Origin of the sequence: Nocardia altamirensis NBRC 108246 (genome assembly GCF_001612685.1) — a bacterium.
Taxonomy (GTDB): Bacteria; Actinomycetota; Actinomycetes; order Mycobacteriales; family Mycobacteriaceae; genus Nocardia; species Nocardia altamirensis.
The window spans coordinates 82,890-98,893 of the sequence record NZ_BDAY01000037.1 but is presented as its reverse complement, the minus strand read 5'-3'; the positions used below and the strand labels follow the sequence as shown (position 1 = coordinate 98,893).

At 67.3% G+C, this 16,004-nt stretch carries 16 protein-coding genes; 8 read left to right on the top strand and 8 right to left on the bottom strand.

Annotation, left to right across the window (positions count from 1 at the left end; all coding sequences use genetic code 11):
• Positions 1-116: 116 nt before the first annotated feature.
• Positions 117-632: a DUF6912 family protein gene (locus NA11_RS20635; RefSeq protein ID WP_174567704.1), complete on the bottom strand. Its 516-nt coding sequence runs from the start codon at positions 630-632 to the stop codon at positions 117-119.
• 40 nt (positions 633-672) lie between these two features.
• Positions 673-2,091, bottom strand: a complete 1,419-nt coding sequence (locus NA11_RS20630) for a WS/DGAT/MGAT family O-acyltransferase (protein ID WP_069163613.1) — start codon at positions 2,089-2,091, stop codon at positions 673-675.
• 181 nt (positions 2,092-2,272) lie between these two features.
• Here NA11_RS20630 and NA11_RS47065 point away from each other — a divergent pair, with 181 nt between their 5' ends.
• The 3 genes from NA11_RS47065 (at position 2,273) to NA11_RS20615 (ending at position 6,527) form a co-directional block, all read left to right on the top strand.
• Entirely contained in the window at positions 2,273-2,851 is a 579-nt protein-coding gene (locus NA11_RS47065; RefSeq protein WP_369691142.1) for an Rv3235 family protein, read from the top strand.
• Positions 2,852-3,052: 201 nt separating this feature from the next.
• Positions 3,053-5,914, top strand: a complete 2,862-nt coding sequence (secA, locus tag NA11_RS20620; RefSeq protein WP_084654857.1) for a preprotein translocase subunit SecA — start codon at positions 3,053-3,055, stop codon at positions 5,912-5,914.
• 214 nt (positions 5,915-6,128) lie between these two features.
• Positions 6,129-6,527 carry a YybH family protein gene (locus NA11_RS20615; protein WP_069163578.1) on the top strand — a complete coding sequence of 133 codons (399 nt, stop codon included), beginning with the start codon at positions 6,129-6,131 and terminating at the stop codon, positions 6,525-6,527.
• 3 nt (positions 6,528-6,530) lie between these two features.
• On the opposite strand, the gene rsgA is transcribed toward NA11_RS20615, so the two are convergent.
• The 3 genes from rsgA to NA11_RS20600 form a co-directional block, all read right to left on the bottom strand.
• A complete protein-coding gene (gene rsgA / locus NA11_RS20610) occupies positions 6,531-7,517 on the bottom strand; it encodes a ribosome small subunit-dependent GTPase A (RefSeq protein ID WP_084654862.1) in 987 nt (328 codons plus the stop codon).
• Positions 7,514-8,809 carry a 3-phosphoshikimate 1-carboxyvinyltransferase gene (gene aroA, locus NA11_RS20605; RefSeq protein ID WP_069163576.1) on the bottom strand — a complete coding sequence of 432 codons (1,296 nt, stop codon included), beginning with the start codon at positions 8,807-8,809 and terminating at the stop codon, positions 7,514-7,516. The genes rsgA and aroA overlap by 4 nt, the downstream gene beginning before the upstream one ends.
• Positions 8,810-9,209: 400 nt before the next feature.
• Positions 9,210-10,718, bottom strand: coding sequence for an aldehyde dehydrogenase family protein (locus tag NA11_RS20600; protein ID WP_069163575.1), 1,509 nt, complete (start codon positions 10,716-10,718; stop codon positions 9,210-9,212).
• 206 nt (positions 10,719-10,924) lie between these two features.
• On the opposite strand from NA11_RS20600, the gene NA11_RS20595 reads away from it, so the two are divergent.
• Positions 10,925-11,704 carry an SOS response-associated peptidase gene (locus NA11_RS20595; RefSeq protein WP_069163574.1) on the top strand — a complete coding sequence of 260 codons (780 nt, stop codon included), beginning with the start codon at positions 10,925-10,927 and terminating at the stop codon, positions 11,702-11,704.
• Positions 11,705-11,733: 29 nt separating this feature from the next.
• Here the strand turns inward: NA11_RS20595 and NA11_RS20590 are convergent, their stop codons facing one another.
• Positions 11,734-12,042 (bottom strand): hypothetical protein, encoded by a 309-nt coding sequence (locus NA11_RS20590; RefSeq protein ID WP_141717727.1) that lies wholly within the window; start codon positions 12,040-12,042, stop codon positions 11,734-11,736.
• A gap of 81 nt (positions 12,043-12,123) precedes the next feature.
• A complete protein-coding gene (gene ybaK / locus NA11_RS20585; RefSeq protein WP_069163611.1) occupies positions 12,124-12,627 on the bottom strand; it encodes a Cys-tRNA(Pro) deacylase in 504 nt (167 codons plus the stop codon).
• Between the two features lie 294 nt (positions 12,628-12,921).
• On the opposite strand from ybaK, the gene NA11_RS20580 reads away from it, so the two are divergent.
• Positions 12,922-13,557 carry a sigma-70 family RNA polymerase sigma factor gene (locus tag NA11_RS20580; RefSeq protein ID WP_141717726.1) on the top strand — a complete coding sequence of 212 codons (636 nt, stop codon included), beginning with the start codon at positions 12,922-12,924 and terminating at the stop codon, positions 13,555-13,557.
• Positions 13,558-13,577: 20 nt separating this feature from the next.
• Positions 13,578-13,841: a mycothiol system anti-sigma-R factor gene (rsrA, locus tag NA11_RS20575; RefSeq protein WP_069163572.1), complete on the top strand. Its 264-nt coding sequence runs from the start codon at positions 13,578-13,580 to the stop codon at positions 13,839-13,841.
• Positions 13,842-13,937: 96 nt separating this feature from the next.
• On the opposite strand, the gene NA11_RS47350 is transcribed toward rsrA, so the two are convergent.
• Entirely contained in the window at positions 13,938-14,012 is a 75-nt protein-coding gene (locus NA11_RS47350; protein ID WP_095887907.1) for a 50S ribosomal protein bL37, read from the bottom strand.
• Positions 14,013-14,147: 135 nt separating this feature from the next.
• Here NA11_RS47350 and NA11_RS20570 point away from each other — a divergent pair, with 135 nt between their 5' ends.
• Both NA11_RS20570 and NA11_RS20565 read left to right on the top strand, forming a co-directional pair.
• Positions 14,148-14,363 (top strand): biotin/lipoyl-binding carrier protein, encoded by a 216-nt coding sequence (locus tag NA11_RS20570; protein WP_069163571.1) that lies wholly within the window; start codon positions 14,148-14,150, stop codon positions 14,361-14,363.
• Positions 14,364-14,385: 22 nt separating this feature from the next.
• Entirely contained in the window at positions 14,386-15,900 is a 1,515-nt protein-coding gene (locus NA11_RS20565; protein WP_069163570.1) for a sensor histidine kinase, read from the top strand.
• The last annotated feature ends 104 nt before the right edge of the window (positions 15,901-16,004 follow it).

The window sequence follows — 16,004 nt, the reverse complement described above, 5'->3', positions numbered from 1 at the left end:
TTCGTCTTCCTGTCGTCGGATGCGCTGTCGCGCCACCACCCAGCCAGGTTACGGCATCGTAGGTTAGCCGGGGAGGCGCGCGGCGGGTGCTGCTTGTCTCAGTGCGGTGGGTGTGCTCAGAGCAGCTCGAGCAGGAACGGCAGCTCCTGCGCGGCGTACCAGGCGAGCTGGTGGTCCTCGGCATCGCCGAGCACGAACTCGGCGTCGGTGTCGCCGAGGTCAGCGGCGTCGACCACGTCGACCGCCTTGGCCACCTCTGGTTCGGCCTCGACCAGGTCGACGTGCACCGAGCCGATCTGGTCATAGGTCACCGGCCCGGTCAACCGCACGACGGCATCGTCGAGGTCGGGGCGCAGCGTCACGCCGGTGACATCGGCGGCGACCACCGCGCGCCGGTACACCGGCCTGCCGCTCGCCACCGGCTCGGCATCGTCGGCCGGTTCGGCGTCGTCGATCTCGTCACGTTCTGCGGCGAGCAGGCGCAGCGAGGCGCGGGCGGCCTCGCCCATCGCCACCTCGGCCAGCTCCTCGTCGTCGCCGGACGCGTACGCCTCGCGCAGCGCGGGCGTGACCGCGAAGGCGGTGCCGCCGACCGGTCGCAATTCCCGGTTCGCGACGAGCTCGCGCAGCATCGGCACCGTCGCGGGGATGTAGACCCGCACTTTCTCCTGATCAGACGCAGGCACCGAGCATCTCCTCCATGGAATCGCGCACCGACGCGGCCAGCACGCCGATATCGGCCATCGCGTCGCGGTCGGCGTTGAGTCCATAGAACACGTGCCCGTCATAGGACGTGATCCCGATACTCGAGGCCTGGTTGCGCAGCAGTGGCGACACCGGATACATCTCCAGCATCCGCGCGCCGCCGATGAACATCGGCGTCTGCGGACCCGGCGCGTTGGTGATCACCAGATTGAATGTGTGTTCTGCGAACGTACTCGCCGCGCGCACGCTCATCGCATGCAGGCTCGCCGGAGCGAACCCGGCAAGGTGCACCAGCGTGCGGGCCTTGACTCCGCGGTGCTGCCTGCCGTTGGCCTCGGTGGCGTGCGCGATGTGCGAAAGCCGCATCACCGGGTTGGGTTCGCCGACCGGCAGATCGATCAGGAACGAGGACACCTCGCTCGTCGGCTCCAGCCGATCACCCGCTGTCCCTTCGACATACACCGACATCGGCACCACGGCCCGCAGCGTTGTCGATTCGGTCAGCGCCTCGCCCCGCGACAGCAGCCAGTTGCGCAGCGCGCCGGTGACCACCGCGAGGATGACGTCGTTGATCGAGCAGTCGAAGCGCTTGCGGATCTTGCGGTAGTCCTCCAGATCGGTGCGCATCACATCGAAGCGCCGGTTACGCGAGGTGCGCGCGTTCAGTGGGCTGTCCGGCGCACCGGTCGTCGCGGCGCGCACCGCGCCGACGACCGAGTCCATCGCGCGGCCCGCCGCGCCGATCACCCCGAACGCGCGCCCGCTGGCATGGCGGAACACATCGAGCGCTTCGCGCGGCTGCGCCGCCAGGTGGGTCAGCGCGCCGGCCAGCAACTCCACCTCGTTGGGTTCGCGCGGCGCATGCCATGCGTCATCGGCCAGCTCCCGCGGTGACGGGCCGGTGTCGAGGATGACGTGGCCGATCTCCAGCGCGGTGTCGCCGTCGACCAGTGCCGAATGCGTCTTGGTGAAGATCGCGCAGCGGCCCTCGGACAGGCCCTCGATCAGGTACATCTCCCACAGCGGCCTGCTCTGATCCAGCGGCCGCGAGGACAGCCTTGCCACCAGTTCGTGCAGCTGCTCGTCGGTGCCAGGGGTCGGCAGCGCCGAGCGCCTGATGTGATAGGTGATGTCGAACCGGCTGTCCTCCACCCACACCGGGCGGCCGAGGGTGAACGGAATCTCGCGCACTTTGCGGCGATAGCGGGGAACCAGCGAGAGCCTGGCCTCGACGAGATCGAGCAGCCGGTCGTAGTCGAGGACCGGCTCGGCGTCGGCGCCCGGTTCCGCGGTTCGGACGATCGCGAGGGAGCCGATATGGATCGGATTGCTGCTCGACTCGAGCCGATAGAACGACGCGTCCTGCGGCGTCAGTCTCGTGATCACGCTGCCAGGTGCTCCTTCTCCGCTGCCGTCCACGCCTATTGTGCTGGCGCCACAAGGATTCAGACCGTCCGTTGTGGCGTATTCGGTGAAATCGGCGTTCCCCTTGTCCCGGTGTCTGCTTGCGTGGCAAGCTGTCTGACTCGAGCTCGGGGCACTCGATTCGATCACAGGGGGACTTCGGATGCACAGTCGACGACCGTCGCTTTCCCCTGCTCCGCACATCGAGCCGCCCCTGGACTGCGACCGAGGAACCCGGGGTCGGGATCAGCCGACCGGGACGGGCGATCAGGGGAACAGTGGGCGGCCGGAGATGCTGTCGCCGCGGGCGGCGTTGCCCTGCCGTCGTCGTCTACCGTCGCAGAGCGGATCAGCTACCGGGGGCGCGGCCCGACGCGCCCGACACGACGGACGACCTTCATCGTACGGGACCGACGGTGAGACCGGCTCGGCAGCAAGACGATTCGCGGAGAGTTCGCTGCGGCTCGTGCTCGAGGTGCTGGACGGCAAGCGCGGCGTGCCGCAGCTGCGGCCGCTCGCCACGCCGTCGGTGCTCGCCGCCATCGAAACACTCGCGCGGACCGGCCGGCAGAGCCGCGCACTCGGTCCTGCCCTCTTGACCACCCTCGGGGTCGAACTGACCGCGCCGAATACCGCGGAGGTGTACGGCAGATACCAGCGCGGACCTCGGTCGTTCGCGGTTGCTGCCCGGGTTGTTCTGCACCGGGCAGGCTGGCAGCTGACCGCGTTCCGCGTACTGTGAATACCAAGGCGGACGACACGGCATGGGCCGGTGGGGTGCGAACGTTGCTGCTCGGCGGCACCTACGATCGGCACCGCATTACCATGAAGCGTGCAGCGGATCCGCGCTCCCGCGCGAGCCCGCACGCCGAGGCCGTGTATCGCCACGCGGCCCGGCGCCGACGACACGAATGACACACCGACCAGAGGACTGACGAGACCCGTGCCTGCGCTGACACTGACGAGGTTGCTACGGATTGGTGAGGGTCGCATGGTCAAGCGGCTCGCCAACTTCGCCGATCAGGTTCTCGACCTCGAGTCGGACTACGAGCAGCTCACCGATGCCGAGTTGCGCGGTAAGACCGACGAGTTCCGTGAGCGCTACTCGGAGATGTACGAGGCGGGCGACGCCGATCCGCTCGGCCGCTTGATGGCCGAGGCCTTCGCGGTCGCGCGCGAAGCCTCGTGGCGCGTGCTGAACCAGAAGCACTACAAGGTGCAGATCATGGGTGGCGCCGCGCTGCACACCGGCAACATCGCCGAGATGAAGACCGGTGAAGGCAAGACGCTCACCTCGGTGCTGCCCGCCTACCTCAACGCGCTCAGCGGCGACGGCGTGCACATCGTCACCACCAACGACTACCTCGCCAAGCGCGACTCCGAGTGGATGGGCCGTGTGCACCGCTACCTCGGCCTCGACGTCGGCGTGATCCTGTCCGGCATGACGCCCGCGCAGCGGCGCGACTCGTACAGCGCCGACATCACCTACGGCACCAACAACGAGTTCGGCTTCGACTACCTGCGCGACAACATGACGCACTCGCTGGACGATCTGGTGCAGCGCGGGCACAACTTCGCCGTGGTCGACGAGGTCGACTCCATCCTGATCGACGAGGCGCGCACGCCGCTGATCATCTCCGGCCCTGCCGACGCCTCCAGCAAGTGGTACGCCGAATTCGCGCGCATCGCACCGCTGTTGAAGAAGGACCTGCACTACGAGGTCGACATCAAGAAGCGCACCATCGGCGTGCACGAGGCAGGCGTCGAGTTCATCGAGGACCAGCTCGGCATCGACAACCTGTACGAGGCCGCGAACTCGCCGCTGGTCAGCTACGTGAACAACGCGATCAAGGCCAAGGAGCTCTACACCCGCGACAAGGACTACATCGTCCGCGACGGCGAGGTGATCATCGTCGACGAGTTCACCGGTCGCATCCTGGTCGGTCGCCGCTACAACGAGGGCATGCACCAGGCGATCGAGGCCAAAGAAGGCGTGGAGATCCAGCCCGAGAACCAGACCCTGGCCACCATCACCCTGCAGAACTACTTCCGCCTCTACGACAAGCTGTCCGGCATGACCGGTACCGCCGAGACCGAAGCGGCCGAGCTGCACCAGATCTACAGCCTCGGCGTCGTTCCGATCCCGACCAACCGGCCGATGGTCCGCCAGGACCAGTCCGACCTGATCTACAAGACCGAAGAGGCCAAGTTCGCGGCCGTTGTCGACGACGTCACCGAGCGGCATCAGCGGGACCAGCCGGTGCTGATCGGTACCACCAGCGTCGAGCGCTCGGAGTACCTGTCCAAGCAGTTCACCAAGCGCGGCATCGCGCACACCGTGCTCAACGCGAAGTTCCACGAGAACGAGGCCGCGATCATCGCCGAGGCAGGCCGGCCAGGCGCGGTGACCGTCGCGACCAACATGGCCGGTCGTGGTACCGACGTCGTGCTCGGCGGTAACCCCGACATCATCACCGACCTCATCCTGCGCAAGGAAGGCCTCGACCCGGTCGAGACGCCGGACGCCTACCAGCAGGCCTGGCTGCCGACGCTGGAGCAGGTCAAGTCGCAGACCAAGGCCGATGCCGACATCGTGCGCGAGGCGGGCGGGCTGTACGTGCTCGGCACCGAGCGGCACGAGTCGCGGCGTATCGACAACCAGTTGCGTGGTCGTTCCGGCCGTCAGGGCGACCCGGGCGAGTCCCGGTTCTACCTGTCGCTGGGTGACGAGCTGATGCGCCGCTTCAACGGCGCGGCGCTGGAAGCGATCATGACCAGGCTCAACCTGCCCGACGATGTGCCGATCGAGGCCAAGATGGTCTCCAAGGCGATCAAGAGCGCGCAGACCCAGGTCGAGCAGCAGAACTTCGAGATCCGCAAGAACGTGCTCAAGTACGACGAGGTGATGAACCAGCAGCGCACCATCATCTACGGCGAGCGCAACCGGATCCTGCGCGGCGAGGACATGGAGGGTCAGGTCCAGGAGATGATCACCGACGTGGTCACCGCCTACGTCACCGGCGCCACCGCGGAGGGCTACGTCGAGGACTGGGATCTGGACAAGCTGTGGACGGCGCTCAAGACGCTGTACCCGGTCCACGTCAGCTACAAGGACCTGACCGGCGAAACCGCGGTCGGCGAGGCGGGCGACCTCACCCGTGAGGAGCTGCTCGAGGCGCTGCTCGACGATGCGCACGACGCCTACGATCGGCGCGAGGGCGAGATCGACGGGCTGGCAGGCCAGGGCAGCATGCGCAATCTCGAACGCCAGGTGCTGCTTTCGGTGCTCGACCGCAAGTGGCGCGAGCACCTCTACGAGATGGACTACCTCAAGGAAGGCATCGGCCTGCGGGCCATGGCGCAGCGCGACCCGCTGGTCGAGTACCAGCGGGAAGGCTTCGACATGTTCTCGGCGATGCTCGAGGGCCTGAAGGAGGAGTCGGTCGGCTTCCTGTTCAACCTGCAGGTCGAGGTGCAGCAGCCGCAGCCGGAGGGGGTGTCGGTCGACGCAGGCCTGCGCTCGCCGGTCGGTGCGATGGCCGCGCCGCGTCCGCTGCCCACCGACGAGCAGCCGGTCGGCAACGGCAGTGCCGCCCCGGCGGCGTTGCGCGCCAAGGGCATCGACGAGCGCAGCCAGCGTGGCTTCAGCTACTCCGGTCCGGACGAGGGTGGCCACACCGCGGTGCACAGCGACCGGGAGGAATACGGCGACGCCGGCGAGCCGACCACCCGTCGCGAGCGCCGTGAGGCCGCCCGCGCGGAGGCGAAGGGGAAGCGGGCGCCGAAGCCGCGTCGTCGGCACTGAGTGTCGTTGAAGGCGCCCACGGACTCGAAGTCCGTGGGCGCCTTCGTCGTTGGTGGGCAGCTCACGACCCTCGGCATTCTGTCGGGCGACGATCGCAGTGGATCGGGCCGGCGCGTTCGCCCGAAAGAACCTGGTCAGGCGACCTAGCGAGGTGAGGTTGCTGTTTGCGCCGAACAGGCACGGTGCTCAACGAAGTGGCGTAGTTTCTTGCGGCGTGGACCGCAGCACAGTAGAGGCATGGGTCGGCGCTTACGAACGGGCTTGGCGATCGCCGGGCACGGACACTCTCGGCGACCTGTTCGCTCCCGACATCGGATACCTGGTCTCCCCGTGGGCGGAGCCGCTCACCGGCCTACCCGCGCTGGCGACGTTCTGGGAATCCGGCCGCGACGGCCCGGACGAAACCTTCACCATGGACCCCGAAGTCGTTGCGGTAGACGGCCTCACCGCCGTCGTGCGCGCGGAAGTCGACTACCCCGACCAACCGGCCCGCTGGCGCGACCTCTGGATCCTGCGCTTCAACCAGGACGGCCGCTGCACCTGGTTCGAAGAATGGCCCTTCGCCCCCAACCAATCCGACGGCCAAGACCACACCACCGCAGCGCGCGGCTGACCCTTACCAGTTCTCGTTGGTGTTGAGGGCGGTGAGGAGGAGGCGGATGGCGGCCACTCGGCGTTCTTTGCCAGGCAGTTGGTCCAGGGCGCACTCGGGGTCGGCGGGTGGGCCGAGGTGGGTGCAGCCGCGCGGGCAGTCCTCGATGGCGGCGGCGAGGTCGCTGAAGGCGGCGACCACGTCGTCGGGGGTGATGTGGGCGAGGCCGAAGGAGCGGACGCCGGGAGTGTCGATGACCCAGCCGCCGTCGGGCAGCGGCAGGGCCACCGACTGGGTGGAGGTGTGCTTGCCCTTGCCGACGCCGGAGACCTCGCCGACGGCTCGATAGGCGTCCGGCACAAGGCGATTCACCAGGGTCGACTTGCCGACGCCGGAATGGCCGATGAAGGCGGTGAGGCGGGCGTGCAGTAGCTCGAGGACCGGCTCCAGCGGGTCCTCGATGCCGCCGTAGACGATGGTGAGGTCGAGATCGGCGAAGGCGGCAGCGAATTCGGATTCAGCGGCCAAGTCGCGCTTGGTCAGGCACAGCACCGGGCGCAGGCCGCCCGCGTACGCGGCGACCATGCACCGCTCGACGAAACCGGTGCGCGGGGGCGGGTCGGCGAGAGCGACGACGATGAACAGTTGCTCGGCATTGCCGACGACGATCCGTTCGAACGGGTCGGTGTCATCTGCGGTGCGCCGCAACACCGTTCGGCGGTCGGTGACCCGGACGATGCGGGCGAGCGAGTCGGGCTTGCCGGACAGGTCGCCGACCACATCCACCTGATCGCCGACCACGATCGGGGTGCGGCCGAGCTCCCTGGCGCGCATGGCGACGAGATGCCGGTTCGGGTCGCCGCCGAGCACGCAGCCCCAGCGGCCGCGATCCACCGACACCACCATCGCGGATTCCGCATCACTGTGCTGCGGACGGGTTTTCGTGCGGGGACGCGAACTCCTGCCCGGGCGCACCCGGACGTCGGATTCGTCGTACTCGCGCTTCCTCAGTGCGCAGTCCCGTGTACGGCGCCACTGGGATCGAGCATCTGCTCCCACAGCGCAACGAAATTCGGCAAAGTCTTGGCGGTGGTGCCGATGTCCTCGATCTCGATGCCAGGCACCCGCAATCCGAGAATCGCTCCGGCCGTTGCCATTCGGTGGTCGGCGTAGGAATGCCAACGGCCACCGTGCAATTCGGCGGGCACGATCTCCAGTCCGTCCTCGGTCTCGGTGACCTTGCCGCCGAGCCGGTTGATCTCGGTGGACAGTGCGGCGAGCCGATCGGTCTCGTGCCCGCGCAGATGCGCGATGCCGCGCAGCCAGGAAGGGGAGTCCGCCAGCGCGGCCAGCGCCGCGACCGTCGGGGTCAGCTCGCCGACATCGTGCAGGTCGATGTCGATGCCCGCCAAGCGATCCGGGCCGCGCACCGTCAGCACACCGTCGAAAATGCGTGCCTCGGCGCCCATCCGGACCAGGATCTCGCGAATCACGTCACCGGGCTGAGTGGTGAGCCGCGGCCAATGCGGAATCTTCACCTCGCCGCCGGTGACGGCGGCGGCCGCCAAGAACGGCGTCGCGTTGGACAGATCCGGCTCCACATCCCAGTCGACCGCGCGAATGGGACCGGGCGACACCGTCCAGGTCTGGGCTTTGCGGCTGTTCGCGGGAGCCTGCACCTGCACGTCGGCCCGCCGCAGCATCTCCACGGTCATCTCGATGTGCGGCATCGACGGCAACGCCTTGCCGTCGTGATGCACGGTCAGCCCCTCGTCGAAACGGGCCGCCGACAGCAGCAGACCCGACACGAACTGCGAGGATCCCGAAGCGTCGATGGTCACCGTTCCGCCGCGCAACGCGCCATTGCCGTGCACCGTGAACGGCAACGCGGCGCCGTCGATGTCGGCGCCGAGGCTGCGCAGCGCGTCGAGGATCGTGCTGAGCGGACGGACCCTGGCCTGCGCGTCGCCGTCGAAAGCCACATCACCCGCGGCCAACGCCGCAACGGACGGCAGGAACCGCATCACCGTGCCCGCGAGCCCACAGTCGACCGCGCCACCGGTCAACGTGGCCGCCGGGGTGACGGTCAGCGTGTCGGCCTCACCCTCGATCGTGGTGCCGAGCGCCCGCAACGCGGCGATCATCAAATTGGTGTCTCGGCTGCGCAGCGCACCGGTCAGGGTCGACGGCCCATCGGCCAAGGCAGCCAGGATCAAGGCCCGGTTCGTGATCGACTTCGATCCAGGCAGGGTCACGGTCGCGTGCACAGGGACATCGACATAGGGCGCTGGCCAGAAACTCACCTGTCCATCTTCTCAGTTCCGAGTAGCGGACACGCGGGCAGTGTCTGATTGCGGCGCCTGCGGCGCCGCGTGTTCGCGGCCCCCTTGGCCTCGTGTCCGAGCGGCCGAGACTCGCGCCTGCGGCGCATGCGCTTCGGCCACTCGGACACGAGGCGGGCCGCGAACGGCGCTCGTAAGACTCGCGCTGTGGTGGTTGGTTGTGTTGTGGCCGTGCTGATCTCATGTGGGCGGCAGCGCCGAGGCGCTTGGTGTCGACGTGATGTCGCTGTACCGCTGTGCGCAAATGTGCTTGGGGTGGGGTGATTTCGATTCGGTGCTGGGATCCCATTGCGCGCAAGGGGTTTCGCGAACGCGAACGACCCCGCGCACGTGGGCGCGGGGTCGTTCGGGTGAAACCTCGTTACTTGTGCCGACCGTGCAGGAAGGGCACCAGGCGGCGGAGCAGCTTCATGGTGGAGTCGGTGCGCGAGTAGCTGAGCAGCGCCATGCCGGGAATTGCGAAGCGCTGCACCGCGATCGAGTGCGGGCGGGTGAATTCACGCAGGCCGGGTTCGCCGTGGATGCGGCCGATGCCGGAGTCGCCGACACCGCCGAACGGCAGGCCGGGGATGGCGGCGAAGGCGAGCACCGAGTTGACCGAGGTGGCGCCGACGCGCAGCCTGCGCGCGATGTCGAGGCCGTTCTTCTTGGAGAACACCGCCGAGGACAGCCCGTACTTGGAGTCGTTGGCCAGCTCGACCGCCTCATCGACGCCGTTCACGGTGCGAATGGTGAGGGTCGGGCCGAAGGTCTCCTCCTGCACGGCCTCGGAGCTCTCGTCGACGTCGACGAGCACGACCGGCTCGATGAACGGCGCCTTCACCGAGTCGACGCCGCCGAGCACGGCGGTGCCGCCCTTCTTCAGCGCGTCCTCGATGTGGCGGCGCACGATGTCGATCTGGCTCGGCATGGTCATCGGGCCGTAGGCGGCGTCGTCGCCGGAGCCGGGGGCGACCTTCTCCAGGATCTTCTTCACCTCGGCGACGAATTCGTCGCGCACCGACCGGTCGACGTACACCCGCTCGACGCCTGCGCAGGTCTGGCCGCTGTTGGCGGTGGCGCCCCAGGCGACCGCGTCGGCGGCGGCCTTCACGTCCGCGTCGCCCGCGACGATCACCGCGTCCTTGCCGCCGCATTCCAGCAGCACCGGGGTGAGGGTGTCGGCCGCGGCGGCCATGATCCGCTTGCCGGTGGCGGTGGAGCCGGTGAATGCGATCTTGTCGACACCCGCCTTGACCAGCGCAGCGCCGGTGGCGCCGTACCCGTTGACGGTGGAGAAGACACCCTCGGGCAGTTCGGGGTTGGCCTTGGCGAACGCAGCGGCCAGGAAGTTGCCGATGCTGGTCGAGTATTCACTCGGCTTGAACACCACGGTGTTGCCCGCGGCCAGCGCGTAGGCGATGGACCCGTTGGGGGTGTAGACCGGGTAGTTCCACGGGCCGATCACGCCGACGACGCCTAGGGGGCGCTGTTCGATCCGCGCCGCGAAGTTCGACATGAACGCGCCGGGCGAGACCTTCTTGGGCGAGAGGATCTTCTTGGCGTTCTTGGCCGCCCAGGCGATGTGCTCGAGCGCGAGCATGAGTTCGAGGAAGGAGTCGTCGACCGGCTTGCCGTTCTCGGCGTGGATCAGCTGGCAGAACTCGTCGGAATCCGCGACCAACCGGCTCGACCAGCGCAGCAGGTGGGTGCGCCGCTCGTCGTAGCTCAGCGCGCCCCAGGTGGTTGCGGCGGCGCGAGCCTTGGCGACGGCCGCGCGTACCGCGTCCTCGTCTGCGATCGGGTGGGTCCCGATGACCTCGCCCGTTGCGGGATTGACCGACGTGAGCGCCGTGTCGTGGTCGGCCGGTTTGATGTCGGTGGAAGTCACGATGAGTCTCTCCTCTTGCCGGTGGGGTGCTCGGGATGCCCGTCGATCCCTGGGCTCCTCGTGGTGGCCGGTCGGTGCGCAGCGTCGTCAGACGGGCACGATGCAGACCCATCCTTGAGAGGATGTTAGGCCAAAACTCTCAGACAGTCACCAGCTATGTATCAATTGTCCCCGAGACTGTCGGTGTCCGGTGGGAGTATCGAGATATGTGCGGACGATATGCGACCACGACAGACCCCGGCCGGCTCGCGGTCGAGCTGGATGCGATCGATGAGACCGAAAGCGCCGCGGGCAATTTCACCAACTACAACGTCGCGCCGACCACCCAGATCCTCACGGTGGTCGAGCGGCACGAGCACGGGCACAAGGACGACGAGCCCAAGCTGCGGCTGCGCCGGATGCGATGGGGCTTGATCCCGGTGTGGACCAAGGCCGCCGAGCCTGGTGTTCCGGTGAAGGGCAAGCCGCTGTTCAACGCCCGCGCGGACAAGGCGGCGACCACCAATTCGTTCCGTGACGCCGTGAAATACCGGCGCTGCCTGATCCCGATGGACGGCTGGTACGAATGGGTCGTCGAGCCGGACGCCGGGGCGAAGGGCAAGGTGGCCAAGCACCCGTTCTTCATGTCGCAGGCCGACGGATCCCGGCTGTATATGGCCGGTCTGTGGTCGGTGTGGCGGGACCGCTCGCTTGCCGAGAGCGAGCCGCTGCTGTCCTGCACGATCCTGACCACCGACGCGATCGGCGACCTCACCCGCATTCACGACCGGATGCCGCTGCCGATGCCGAGGGAGCACTGGGACGCGTGGCTCGATCCGGATCATCCGGCGCCTGCCAGTCTGCTGGAGACACCGAGCGAAGAGGTGATCGCCGGGATCACCGTGCGGCCGGTGCCGTCGCTGGTGAACAGCGTGAAGAACAACGGGCCGGAACTGCTGGCGGAGGTGTCCGAAGACGAGAAAGCCGGGCAGATCAGCTTGCTCTGATCGCCCGGCCTGGTCTCGCGGTCAGTGCCTCAGATCGAGCACTTCACCGCGTCGGTTGCGATGTTCAGCGCGCACTTGAAGGTATTGGTGACCAGATCGATGACATCGTTGGCAATACCGCCGCCGAGCTTCTCGGCCTTCTCGGCTGACTTGTCCGGCTTGTTGGCACCGCCCGGCGCGTTCGGCGCGCTCGGGGTGTCATCTTTGCTCAGCCCGTCGAAGGGGAGAGCGATCTGGGTCGCGGACGGCGGTGCGGCCGTCGCCGTCGGGGCTGTCAGCGCGAGCACACCGAGCGCTAAGCAGAGTGTTCCGAGCAGGGCGACGACCATGGTGCGCACACGCGCGGGCGTGGACATTTCGCATCACATCCTCGAGTCGGACGAATCTGGCCCCACCATTGACGCACAGTTTGTGACGAATCAGCCGGATTGACCGGTTCTCACCGTGGCGGTCACCGCCGAGGTCAGCCGGATCAGGTCGGCCGGGGCCACCTCGATCTCCAAGCCGCGCTTGCCCGCACTGCACAGCACCCGATCCCAGGTCAGCGCCGAATCGTCGACGACGGTCGGCAACAGCTTGCGCTGACCGAGCGGCGAGATGCCGCCGAGCACGTATCCGGTCGTCCGCTCGGCCTTCGTCTTGTCGGCCATGCTTGCCTTCGCGACACCAAGCGCGGCCGCTGCGGCCTTGAGCGACAACGTGTTCGGCACCGGAAGCACCGCGACGGCAAGCGAGCCGTTCGCCAATTCGAGCACCAGCGTCTTGAAGATCTGCGCCGCATCGAGCCCGAGTTCGGCCGCGAGTGCGTCGACCGCCTCGGCGCCGTAGGAATCCGCGCGCGGGTCGTGTGGGTAGGCGTGCACCCGATGGGCCACTTTCGCCTGGGTCAGGGTCCGGATCGCCGGAGTCGAGGCTGCTGCCATGGCGGACACCTTAACGACGCGGTGCGCGGTGATGAACGGCCGCGGCCGGGGAATCGCCGCGGGAACAGAGGGCGTGGCACGCATGTTGCAAGCAAATACATAGCGCTCGAAGGGGCCTGATCGCTCCTTCACCGCCCGCGAATCGCCACCGTGAACGACGCAAAGGAGATGTCGGTGTCTGTGTTGCTCGACGAACGTCCGGTATGGACGCAAACGTCACCGACGGAAGCCGGGTTCCCTGTCACATTGCCACTGCCGGTAGATTTGGCAGGTACGGCGATCGAAGGGACAGGTGTGACGAGCGACGATAACGTGGGGGCCGACCGTGTCGGTGCCGCGGTCGACGATACGGAGCTGGCCCAGCGGTTCGAGCGTGACGCGCTCCCGCTGCTCGACCAGCTCTATGGTGCGGCGCTGCGGATGACCAGGAACCCGGCCGACGCCGAGGACCTGGTGCAGGAGACCTACGTCAAGGCGTTCCAGGGCTTCAAGTCCTTCAAGGAGGGCACCAACCTCCGTGCCTGGCTGTACCGGATCCTGACCAACACCTACATCAACTCCTATCGCAAGAAGCAGCGTCAGCCCGCGCAGTATCCGACCGACGAGATCACCGACTGGCAGCTGGCGGCCACCGCCGAGCACACCTCGCAGGGTCTGCGCTCGGCCGAGGTCGAGGCGCTGGACGCGCTCCCCGACGACGACATCAAGGCCGCATTGCAGGAGCTGCCTGAGGAATTCCGGATGGCCGTGTACTACGCCGATGTCGAAGGCTTTCCATATAAGGAAATCGCCGACATCATGGGCACCCCCATCGGTACGGTGATGTCCCGGCTGCACCGAGGCCGCAAGCAGCTCAAGGGTTTGCTCGCCGATGTGGCGCGCGAACGCGGATTCAACCGTTCGGGGGAACGCCAGGAGGTTAAGCAGTGAGTACGGAGCGGGACCCCGACATGGACCTCGACTGCACCGCCGTCCTCACGGATATCTGGCTGATGCTCGATGGTGAGTGCAACGACGAGACGCGCGCTCGGTTGCAGCATCACATGGATCACTGCTCGCCGTGCATCGAGGCGTACGGCGTCGAGGAGAAGATCAAGCGGATGCTGAGCCGCAAGTGCGGCGGCGACCGGGCTCCCGACGCGCTGCGCGAGCGGTTGACCATCGAGATCCGTCGCACGGTCACGGTCACCGAGATCGAGACATCCGAGTCCTGAGTCAGCGCCCCTTCCGCAGGGGTCGAGCAAATGCCAGCGGCACGCCTTCCGTGACGGAAGTGCGTGCCGCTCTGCGTTTTTCGTTCGAGCCGTGGCTCAGGCGTTAGGCCGCTTGCCGTGGTTGGCCGCGCTGCCCTTACGACTACGCTTCTTACGTCCGCGCTTACCCATAGGTAGTCTCCCTTCTGATTGAAGGCCATTGTTTCATGTGTGGTTGGCTGTACCTTCAGCGGATGCGCGCCGTACGGCTGGGCTTGTCGAACCCACCCGAGCGTGCCGCCCGCCCAACCGAGTGAATGGGGTGTCATGGCTGAGGAAGTGCTCGCCGAGCTGGTGTCGGTTGTGTATCAGGTCGTGGTCAGCGAGGGCGACGAGGTCAAAGAGGGCGACACGCTGGTCATTCTCGAGTCGATGAAGATGGAGATTCCGGTGCTCGCCGAGGTCGGCGGCACGGTGACCTCGATCGGCGTCACAGAGGGCGACGCGATCAAGGCCGGTCATCTAATCGCAGTCATCTCCTGATCGATTGCGGCGGTAGACCTAGATGGCGACCCTGAGTGAACTGTTAGCCGAGCACACCGACCTACCCGGCGTCGCCGTGGATCATCTGCAGCGCGTGGTGGGTGATTGGCAGCTGCTCTCCGACCTGTCCTTTGCCGATCTGCTGCTGTGGGTCGGTGCCGGACCGATCGCGGAAGGCGCCGACATCGTCTGTGTCGCGCAATGCCGCCCGACCACCGCGCCGACCGTGCACCAGGAGGATCTGGTCGGCACCTTGGCTCTGCAGGCCGATCATCCGCAAGTGTTCGACGCGTTGATGTCCGGCAAGATCGTCCGCGCCGACCGCGATGTCGAGACCTCCGGCGTTTATCACCCCACTCCGGTGCACGCGGTGCGCGAGGCCATTCCGGTGCGCTGCGGTGACGACGTGATCGCGGTGCTCAGCCGGGACACCGATGTGCAGCGGTCTCGGGTGCGCAGCACCCTCGAGATCGCCTATGTCGCGTGCGCCGACGACCTGTGCCAGATGATCGCCGACGGCAGCTTCCCGACCACCGAGGACCGCGCGGCCACCCATTCCAGCCCGCGCGCCGGTGACGGCTTCATCCGCCTCGACACCGAGGGCATTGTCGTCTACGCCAGCCCGAATGCCTTGTCCGCCTATCACCGGATGGGCTTGCAGGCCGATCTCGCAGGCCAGGATCTCGCGGTGCTCACCCGCTCGCTGATCACCGACCCGTTCGACGCCCAAGAGGTGGTCGGCGATATCCAGGCCGCGCTCGCGGGCCGCACCGGCCGAAGGATGGAGGTCGAGGCGCGCGGGGCGACCGTGCTGCTGCGCACCCTGGTGCTGCGGCCGCACGGCGAATTGGCCGGTGCCGCAGTGCTGGTCCGCGATGTGACCGAGGTGAAACGCCGCGATCGGGCGCTGCTCAGCAAGGACGCCACCATCCGCGAGATCCACCATCGGGTGAAGAACAACCTGCAGACCGTCGCCGCGCTGCTTCGCCTGCAGGCGCGGCGAACCGAGAACGAGGAGGCGCAGGTCGCGCTCACCGAGTCGGTGCGAAGGGTCACCTCGATCGCCTCGGTGCACGAGATGCTGTCGATGTCGGTGGACGAAGAGGTCGACCTGGACGAGGTGGTCGATCGGCTGCTGCCGATCATGGCCGATGTGGCGACCGTGCACACCGCGCGGATCAAGGTGCGCCGCGCCGGTTCGCTCGGTGTCTTCTCCGCCGAACGTGCGACGCCACTGGTGATGGTGCTGACCGAACTGGTGCAGAACGCGATCGAGCACGCCTTCGATTCCGGCGAGAACGGCACGGTGACAATCCGTTCCGAGCGGTCGGCGCGCTGGCTCGACGTGATCATCAGCGACGACGGCCGCGGCCTGCCGACCGGATTCAGCCTGGAATCCTCCGACCGGCTCGGATTGCAAATCGTGCGCACGCTGGTGACCGCTGAACTGGGCGGTTCTATCGGTCTGCATCCCGGCGCCGACGTCGGAACCGATGCCGTGCTTCGCGTTCCGCTCGGCAGGCGTTCCGGTCGTTAGCCGCCAATCTCGGACCGCTTAGTTGGTCATTTCGTTATAGGCGTTGTGGCACAAGAGAGCCCGGCACCTCGAAGGTGCCGGGCTTAAATGCGTTTACCGGACCA

Excerpts from the sequence above, each read along its gene's own strand:
- NA11_RS20570 (WP_069163571.1), top strand. The coding sequence starts at position 14,148 with ATGGCTGAGGAAGTGCTCGCCGAGCTGGTGTCGGTTGTGTATCAGGTC.
- rsrA (WP_069163572.1), top strand. The coding sequence starts at position 13,578 with ATGGACCTCGACTGCACCGCCGTCCTCACGGATATCTGGCTGATGCTC.
- NA11_RS20595 (WP_069163574.1), top strand. The coding sequence starts at position 10,925 with ATGTGCGGACGATATGCGACCACGACAGACCCCGGCCGGCTCGCGGTC.
- NA11_RS47065 (WP_369691142.1), top strand. The coding sequence starts at position 2,273 with ATGCACAGTCGACGACCGTCGCTTTCCCCTGCTCCGCACATCGAGCCG.
- ybaK (WP_069163611.1), bottom strand. The coding sequence starts at position 12,627 with ATGGCAGCAGCCTCGACTCCGGCGATCCGGACCCTGACCCAGGCGAAA.
- NA11_RS20635 (WP_174567704.1), bottom strand. The coding sequence starts at position 632 with ATGCTGCGCGAGCTCGTCGCGAACCGGGAATTGCGACCGGTCGGCGGC.
- NA11_RS20565 (WP_069163570.1), top strand. The coding sequence starts at position 14,386 with ATGGCGACCCTGAGTGAACTGTTAGCCGAGCACACCGACCTACCCGGC.